Annotated in this window: 10 protein-coding genes and 1 pseudogene; 3 read left to right on the plus strand and 8 right to left on the minus strand. The window is 64.8% G+C overall.

The genetic code is table 11. From position 1 onward, the window contains the following. A partial coding sequence (locus AC1DY5_RS33520) for a hypothetical protein (RefSeq protein ID WP_478118536.1) occupies positions 1-301 on the plus strand: 301 nt, incomplete at its 5' end. After that, on the plus strand, positions 301-609 hold the full coding sequence (locus AC1DY5_RS33525; RefSeq protein WP_478118538.1) for a DUF1016 N-terminal domain-containing protein: 309 nt from the start codon (positions 301-303) through the stop codon (positions 607-609). The genes AC1DY5_RS33520 and AC1DY5_RS33525, both read left to right, overlap by 1 nt. 126 nt (positions 610-735) lie before the next feature. On the opposite strand, the gene AC1DY5_RS33530 is transcribed toward AC1DY5_RS33525, so the two are convergent. From AC1DY5_RS33530 to AC1DY5_RS33560, 7 genes are all read right to left on the minus strand, one after another. Next, positions 736-1,566: a universal stress protein gene (locus AC1DY5_RS33530; RefSeq protein WP_478118540.1), complete on the minus strand. Its 831-nt coding sequence runs from the start codon at positions 1,564-1,566 to the stop codon at positions 736-738. Positions 1,567-1,581: 15 nt separating this feature from the next. Beyond that, a complete protein-coding gene (locus AC1DY5_RS33535) occupies positions 1,582-2,871 on the minus strand; it encodes a trypsin-like peptidase domain-containing protein (protein ID WP_478118542.1) in 1,290 nt (429 codons plus the stop codon). Positions 2,872-3,046: 175 nt separating this feature from the next. Beyond that, complete coding sequence (locus AC1DY5_RS33540; RefSeq protein ID WP_478118544.1) at positions 3,047-3,988, minus strand: DUF302 domain-containing protein; 942 nt, start codon at positions 3,986-3,988, stop codon at positions 3,047-3,049. 113 nt (positions 3,989-4,101) lie between these two features. Then, complete coding sequence (locus AC1DY5_RS33545) at positions 4,102-4,755, minus strand: BON domain-containing protein (RefSeq protein ID WP_478118546.1); 654 nt, start codon at positions 4,753-4,755, stop codon at positions 4,102-4,104. A 77-nt stretch (positions 4,756-4,832) separates the two neighbouring features. Then, positions 4,833-5,669, minus strand: coding sequence for a L,D-transpeptidase (locus tag AC1DY5_RS33550; protein ID WP_478118547.1), 837 nt, complete (start codon positions 5,667-5,669; stop codon positions 4,833-4,835). 409 nt (positions 5,670-6,078) lie between these two features. Then, positions 6,079-6,600 (minus strand): universal stress protein, encoded by a 522-nt coding sequence (locus AC1DY5_RS33555; RefSeq protein ID WP_478118549.1) that lies wholly within the window; start codon positions 6,598-6,600, stop codon positions 6,079-6,081. 20 nt (positions 6,601-6,620) lie between these two features. Further along, positions 6,621-7,082 carry a CBS domain-containing protein gene (locus tag AC1DY5_RS33560; protein ID WP_478118553.1) on the minus strand — a complete coding sequence of 154 codons (462 nt, stop codon included), beginning with the start codon at positions 7,080-7,082 and terminating at the stop codon, positions 6,621-6,623. Positions 7,083-7,204: 122 nt separating this feature from the next. Here AC1DY5_RS33560 and AC1DY5_RS33565 point away from each other — a divergent pair. Next, positions 7,205-7,370: pseudogene (locus tag AC1DY5_RS33565) on the plus strand (Tn3 family transposase); the annotation flags it as partial. Between the two features lie 139 nt (positions 7,371-7,509). On the opposite strand, the gene AC1DY5_RS33570 reads toward AC1DY5_RS33565, so the two are convergent. Next, positions 7,510-7,939, minus strand: a 430-nt coding sequence (locus tag AC1DY5_RS33570; protein ID WP_478118551.1) for a putative PEP-binding protein, incomplete at its 5' end; no start/stop codon positions are given.

Genomic DNA, 7,939 nt, shown 5'->3' on the forward strand with positions numbered 1-7,939 from the left:
GGGCGGGCGAGCATGGTTGTCGAGGCGCGAATCGCCGTTGGAGACTTCGTTTACTGGAAAGACACTCCGATTTGCGCAAACAGCTCACTCACCGCGTTATATGCTGGCGCAGATGAACCTGCCGCACATCCTGGAAAGCTCCGCCAAACTTCGACCGCAGTGCGCAGCTGAATCGACAGGTCCGAACCTTGATGAAGAAGCTGCCATGACGGCCATGACACCCGACCCGGCCGAGTACGCAAACGTCCACGCCGACATCGTTGCGCTGCTGGAGGCGCCGCGCGTACCGTCAACGCGCTGATGACCGCCACCTACTGGGAGGTCGGCCGACGTATCGTCGAATTTGAGCAAGGTGGACAGGAGCGCGCCGCCTACGGCGAAGCCCTGATCGAACGCCTGTCCGCCGACCTGTCAGCTCGATTTGACCGTGGATTCAGTCGGCAAAACCTGTGGCAGATGCGGCTCTTCTACACGGCTTGGTCAGCAGACCAGATTCCCCAGACACTGTCTGGAGAATCGGTCGGTCGCGCAAAACTCCCGACGCTGTCTGGGACATCTCCCGACCTTCCTGCTCTCGCTCGAGCTTTTCCGCTCCCCTGGTCGGCCTGACCTGCCCTGGCACTGCCAACATTCGCTCGACAACCGCGGATCCTCGTTGCCAACCGGTCCCAGAGTATTCACCGGCTGTGTCCGACGTCGGCATTTCTGTCTGGCCGCCGCCTTTCACTGAGCGGTTCAGTGCGCCATCAGGACAGGGACCTTGGTGGACTCCAGCACGGTCCGGATGGCGCCGCCGAGCACCAATTCGCGGGCGCGGCTGTGTCCGTAGCAACCCATCACGATCATCTCGGCGCCGCAATCCGCGGCGACGCAGAGCAGTTCCTCTCCTGCGTGGTGCTCCGAAAGCCTGGCCTGTTCATGCACCTTCGAGACGCCGTGCAGACGCAGATACTCCCGGACCTCGACCGGCGCTGCCTGCGTCGGGTCGCCTCCCTCTTCGATCAGACAAACCCGGTTCGCACCCTGCAGGAAGGGCAGGGCGGAAGTCACGGCGCGCGCGCATTCGCGTGTGGGCTTCCATGCGACAAGCACGACCTTGGGCGCGACGCTCGTCGCGCCGGCGTAGGGAACGATGAACGCCGGCCGGCCGCTCTCGATGACCACTGACTCCACGAAGTCAGCCGGCACGTCATAGCCGGACACATCCTCGGGATCGCGCTGGCCGAGAAACAGCAGATCCGCGGTGAGGGCTCGACGGGAAAAGCACTCGACGACGGGCTCGCCGTTGAGTTCCAACCATTCGCACGGCTGCRTGCCGGTCAGCCGTGCTTTCTCGAAAGCGTTCATGGCCAGCAGCCGATGATCCGGATCGACCGGGGCGCCCAAGGGCATTGAGGGCATGCCGGGCATCAAAGGAAGAGCAGAAAGATAGCGCGGTGCCACGGCAAACAGCGCGCTCACCCGCGCGTGGCAAGTGGCGGCGAATTGGTTTGCCAGGTTCAACCGGGTTCCGGCGGCGGCCGTGCCGTCCAGGTGGACGAGCAATGACTTGATGGGTGTTTCCACGGCGGTTCTCCAGCTTCAATCCAGCGGGGCGGTCCGCGTCCTCKGCACCCGGACCGGCACGTAGGCCATCCGGTAGTCCCGCATAACCAGCAGCGCCACGGTCCGCCCTGGCGGCAGGCTCTTCAGACGGCGCCGAAAGTCTTCGACGCGGTCCAGCCGCAGTTCGTTCACCGCAACGATCAGATCCCCCTCCCGAATGCCTTCGCTGCGGGCGACGCCGGCGGCTTCGCGGACAATCAGCCCGCCATTGCTGCCCAACTGGAGGTGTTGCGAAGGTGTCAGCTCGCCGAGACGCAGCCCGAGGCCGTCGTTCCACTCGAAGGAGAGGTCGGGTCGCAGGGTGCTCCTGGGCGATGGTTCCTCCACGAGCGTCACCGCGATCGTCTTCCTCTTGCCTTGCCGCCAGACGTCCAGATGGGCGTGGCTGCCGGGCGGGCGTTCGGCAATCTGCCGCAGCAGCTCGGTGAAGTGCGCGATCGGCGCGCCGTCGAGCGCGGTGACGATGTCGCCCCCGGTCAGCCCTGCAGCCTGCGCCGGACTGCCGGCGTCTACGAGAACTACCAGCGCGCCGCCCGCCATTTCCTTCGATCCGAAGGCTTGGGCAAGCGCGGGCGTCATCTCCTGGAAGTCGGCCCCGATGCGGGCCCGCCGGACCCGACCTGAGGCCTTCAATTGCGCTGCGACCTTCATCGCGAAATTGATCGGCACCGCGAACGACAGGCCCATGTAGCCGCCGCTGCCGCTATAGATCATCGAATTGATGGCGACGACCTCGCCGCGACCGTTGAACAGCGGGCTGCCCGAGCTGCCGGGATTGATGGCCACATCGGTCTGGATGAAAGGGATCCCCCCGGCACCTCCGATGTAGCGGTCGACGGCGCTCACCACGCCCGCGGTGACGGTGCCGTGAAAGCCGAAAGGCGCCCCAATGGCCGCGACCCAGTCGCCCGGCGCGAGTTTCGACGAATCGCCGATGACGGCGCTCGGAAGCCCGGTCGCGTCAATCTTCAGCAATGCGACGTCGCTGCGCCCGTCGACGCCCAGCACCTTGGCCGGGAACCGGCGGCCGTCGCCCAGGCGGACTTGGACTTCGTCGATGTCGGCGACCACGTGGGCGCTGGTCAGGATCAGGCCGTCGCTCGTGAGGACCATGCCCGAGGCCAGGTCGCGGATCTCGCTGACTCGCACGCTCGCCGGAAACGGCAATGCTAGCCTGTCGGCAAAATCGATCTCGGGCGCGAACTCCAGTTCGAGATCACCCGCCGTTTCGTGGCGGCCGATCCGCAGGGTGCTGATGTCGACCACGCTGGCAGCATGTCGGGCGGCGACGATCGGTGAAAAAGACGCATCGGACGGACCGCTGGCTTCGGTCGCCAGGAATGCGGCGGGCGATGTCTGCGGGCCGACTGCGCACGCGCTGAGAAAGCAGGCGCAAGCCAACACGGCAAGGCGGCGGCCGAACGGAAGGGTGATGCCAGTCTTAGACATTGAAGCGTGCACAACGACGCGGGCGCTGCACGGCCTCTTCGGCGACCGCCGAGATGTCGGGAGCGCTCGATAGGCCGACAAGGCTCTGCGGACTCACGAAGCCGACGACCACGCGATCGGGCGGCTCCGCGCGAACGATCACGTTGCAGGTAAGCAGAAGCCCTATGTCGGGTTCAGTCTGCAATGCACGATGGGCCAGTTGCGGATTGCAGGCGCCGAGGATGCGATACGGGCCCATTTCGGCGCCGAGCTTTTCCTTGATCGCGCGCTGTACGTCGATGTCGCTGAGAACGCCAAGTCCTTCGCCCTTGAGGGCATCGACGACCATGGTGACGACATCGTTGAAAGGGATGCGACTCAACGCGACTGAAAATCCATTCATGGTGCTTGCTCCCCGGCTAAATGCTTCAGGCGGCCAGCGGCGACAGGACGGTGGGGCGCACGACCGATTGCGAATCTCCGCGCTGCTCACCGCCGTGCCGAAGGCCTGCAGGCGGGCGGCGAAGCTACCGTCGTCGACTTCGTGCATCGACAGCGATGTACTCAGAATGGGCGCGCGCCCGATCCGCTGCGTGATTTCGGAAATGGCGTCAGGGGCGCCGGTGCCTCCCATGACCGACACCACCGCCACGTCGGGCAGCTGGTCGTGCCTGTTTGTGATGAAGCTGCGCATCGGACCGGCAAGCCGCTGTGCCCAGATGGGTGAGACCAGCACGACTGCGTCGAAGTCCTTCGGCGATGGCCCCTCATAGCGGATGACGGGTGTGCGCCGCAATGCGGAGTCGAGCACGCAACGCAAAGTCCCGAAAGTCCCACTGCGGGGGTGGAGCTCCACGATTTCGGCCATGGGCCAGTTTTGCTGGCCGCACAGCAATTCCGCCACGCGGCGTGAAGTCCCCGTGTAGGAGTAGACGACCACCAGGACATTGCTCATGCCATCTCCGCTTCTCTTATCAAACTAATCAATGTAGAAGCAGCTCCCCTGAGTCGGCTTGCGCTGAATCAAGGAAGCCGCGGCGGGCATCCGGTCGGGTAACCAGGGCCGGCTCAGTCCTGAACGACGAGGTCGTTCAGGACCGAGGTGACACCCGGCGCGGACCATGCCGCGCCTTGCACGGCATTGAACTCGGCCCACGAATGGACCCGACCCTTCAGGTTGACTTGCGACCCGGTCACCGTGATCTGGATCCGATCCGCTTCTCGATCGGCCTGCCGCGCCAGGGCATCGTGCAGCCGCTTCTCGACATCCGACGGGACGACTTTTGGCGTGAGCTTGAGCAGATTGGAGACGCCGGTGACGCCCATCAGGTTGCGCACCGCCTTTTCGGCGGCCTTTCGCTGGTATTCCCAATCGACTTCGCCGTTGAGGGTGATCCAGCCGCCCTCGACCAGGGGCTTGATCTTGCCCGCTGGCACAAGTGCGGACCATTCGAGGCCGCGCTCGACCGCCGCGGCGATGTCGGCGTCGGTGCGTTGATCGGAAGCGGGCAGCTTGACCGTGATCTCGACGGCGAGCGCCTTGACGCCTTTGACGCGCTGCGCCGCGCGCTCGGCGGCGTACTTTTCGGCGAAGCTGCCGACATGGCCGGTCAGCGTGACCACGCCGTCGTTGGCGATCACCCCCACGCCGGAGGACTTGATCGCCGGGTCCCAGTCCAGTTCCGACTGGACGTCGTTTCGGAGTTGTGCATCGGATCTCATGGGGTTTCCTTTCAGGGGGTGAGGAGACGAAGAGCCATCACTTTGGGCAGCCTCTGCCAGAGTGGTCTTGCGCTGGATCAAGGCGCAGGTGGGGTGGAATTTCGCTGCTGAGGGGCTCCGGGCGCGGGCGCCCAGGCAGGACGCTCCATTCGCTCCGTGTCGACGATGACGAGGTAGCGGCCACCGTCGTCAACCGGCGTTTGCGTGGCCGGGAGCACCCGCATGGACGAACCTTCGGCGCGAGCTCGGAGGTAGTCGGCGTCCAGCACGCCGAAGCGGTCGAGAAGGCGGTTCAGGCTCGCCGGAATCCGGATGCAGCCCTTGGATTGCACGGTGCCGAGGCGCGGCTCGAGATAGTCTGGATCGGTGGCATGCATCTGCAGCCGCATCGTGCTGATGCCGCCATTTCCCCAAAGGCGCTCGGCCTGTTGCCACCCGAAATCGAACACCCGCGTCCCGGCGAGGCCGTAGCCGCGAATGCCGTTCTCGTTGCGAGTGCCTTCGGCGCGAAAATCGGGGTTCGACGGCGTGTGTTCGTAGACGCCCAAGGGGGTCTCGAAGTGATCGAACTTCCCGCCGCGTCCGGTCGAAACGGGCGACGCGCCGATCAGCTCAGGGGACGTTCCCGCCGCGACCCAGTAGATGAAGATCACCTGCACGTTCGGGTTGCGGTCGACCAATGCCACGTACTGCGCCGGCGCTGGAACGGCGGCGGCGCGCTCGAGCGCGTCGAGCGCAAGCCGGCCGTATCGCCGACTCTCATCGTCCGGCACGTCCAGCCAGCGGTTGACCTGGTCGCGGTAGGCGTTGCGCAGCTCTGCGGGCCCCGGCTGGGCGTGGCCGATGCAGGCCGCCCCAATGCTAAGGACAAGCGCGATCAGCGATGCGGCAATGTGGTGGCGGTAGGCGGGCATGTTGAGGTTTCGACGCTGCACCGAATCCGCCGTTCGCCCGCGATCGGATTCAATGCGTTGTACTCGGACGCACATCTGGCCAAGGCACTTCCATGCCCATCATTGCTCGGGCGCAAAGATAGTTGTTGAGGGCGCGTTCGCTCAGCGAATCCATGTCGACATGCCCCGTTGCGTCGCACGGAAAACGAGAAGGAGCGGCGGCGGTCCGTGAAGAGGGCGTGGAAGCGAAGTTCGCAGGCGTGGGAAGCATGCGTGGTGGTCATAATGATCTGCTGAATACGAGGGTGATTCCATGACTCCAATCTAGGCTTGCTTCGAAACGCCACCGTGAACGCCGCGCATGGGGGGAAACACCTGTGTCAAACGTCGTATCAAAAGCCTCCCGCCAGCGGCTTCAACTGTCGGCGCGTTATTCGAGCGAGAGCGCGGCCGAAGGCAGATGCACTTTCACGCTTTCATGCGCGGATTCGTCCTTCGCCTTGGCGCCAGCCGCACGCACCAGCAGCACAGGCACGCGCGCATGACGCAGGATATTCTCTGCGCTGCTACCCATCACCAGGCGATTGACGCCGCGACGGCCGTGTGTGCCGACAACGATCAAATCCGCGTGCCATATGTCGGCCTCGGTCGTGACTTGCTCATGGACTGCCCCAGTGGCCCGGTCGCACAGCACCGTGTCGGCTTCAACGCCCGCTGCGTCAGCCCTTGCCTTTGCTGTGTCGAGGATGCGGCGCCCGTCCTCACGCAACTGCTTCATCCATTCGCGGGACTGCCCCGAGTAGGCGTCCATGGCGAGGGCAAGCGAAAGATCGTCGACAGCGTGCAGAAACCGCAGCCGACCGTGCGTGAGTTTCGCAAGGCCGATGGCCTCTTCCAGTCCGCGCTGCGACGTCTGACTGCCGTCGATGGGAACGAGGATGTGTTGATACATGGTTCTTCCTTGAGGTGTGTTTACGGGCGACCATCTGACTGGAGGCTCTCCGGGAGAAATGTTCGGACGAAATCGAGCGAAGAAGCGACGCCCGCGAGTCCATTGCAATCGGTCACGACCACGTGGTGGATGCCTCGCTCCACCATGAGCGAGGCCACCAGTGCGACAGGCGTTTCGATATCCACGACGATCGGCTTGTACGAGCACATCTGCCACGCCTGCGTGGTGGCGGCGTTGCGCTTCTGTGCATGGAAGTTGACGATGTCCCAGGCGCTGATGACGCCAACGGCCTCGCCTCGCGAGCGTTCAAGGACCGGGACCCAGGTCATGCGCTTGCTGGCGAGCAACGCTTCGACCTGCGCTACGGTGTCGTCCATAGCCACGCTGGTGATGGTGCGCCGCATCAGTGAAGAAATGAGTTGGCTCATTGGTGGCTCTCTCATGTCGTGTTTCGGATGTGCGAACTCTAGAGCCAGCGGCACGACCAAGGCTTGACCGAGCGCAAGCCAAACGCCGACCGTCAGCGCACGCTGGCCTTCGGGCAGGCGACGCAGGCGTTTGCCGCTGGCGGCTGCGGCTCTTCCACAAAACGTGCGGTGCACGAGGCTTCGACCTGTGGCCAAAGCTCAGGGGAGCTCAAGCAGCGCCATCTGCTCGTGCCCAGGGGCATGCCGTCCCCTCAGGAGATCGCCGCCGTGTGTCAGGCGAGCGTGGACTCGGCACTTGTTGAAACCCGCTGGGACAGCCTGGTGCACCTGGCCGCCTCGGTGCGATGTCGGTCCGGTCCGGATCCACGCACGCCTTGGCTCGTCGCCCGCAGGTTCTTTGGGGGGCATTGGGTATCCGGCACGGCGCCTGCGCACGAAGGCAGGGGGGAGGGGGAGGGGTTTCAAGCGCTTCTTCATGATGTCAACCTCCAAGGTGGGCATGCTTGCGACACCCGTCAGGTGCCGATGCGTAGGTGAATTTGGCAAGGTGCTCACGGGGATGTTGTGCCGGGTCAATCCAAAGGGCGACCTCATGGGCCTGCGTTTCGAGTTGCCGCCGGGGCAGGCGCCCCAGCCGCTCTTCGACGGCGAGGACGTCGCGGGTGATCTTGAGCAGCGGGTCCGGGGTCACGCTCATGGCATCGATACCGAGCTCGCCCAAGTGCGCGGCGACGTCCGGGTAGTCCGAAGGCGCCTGGCCGCAGATCCCCACGTGGCGGCCGTTGCGCCGTGCGCAGTTGCGCATAGGCCGCGCGGATCTCGCGCACCACGTCGTCGGGCAAAGGCGCCGAATAGACGATCTCGCGCGCAAGCCGTGCCCGCCGCGCCAGATCGTCGACGTTCTCGACGTC

Source organism: Variovorax sp. P4_D9 (assembly GCF_056401695.1).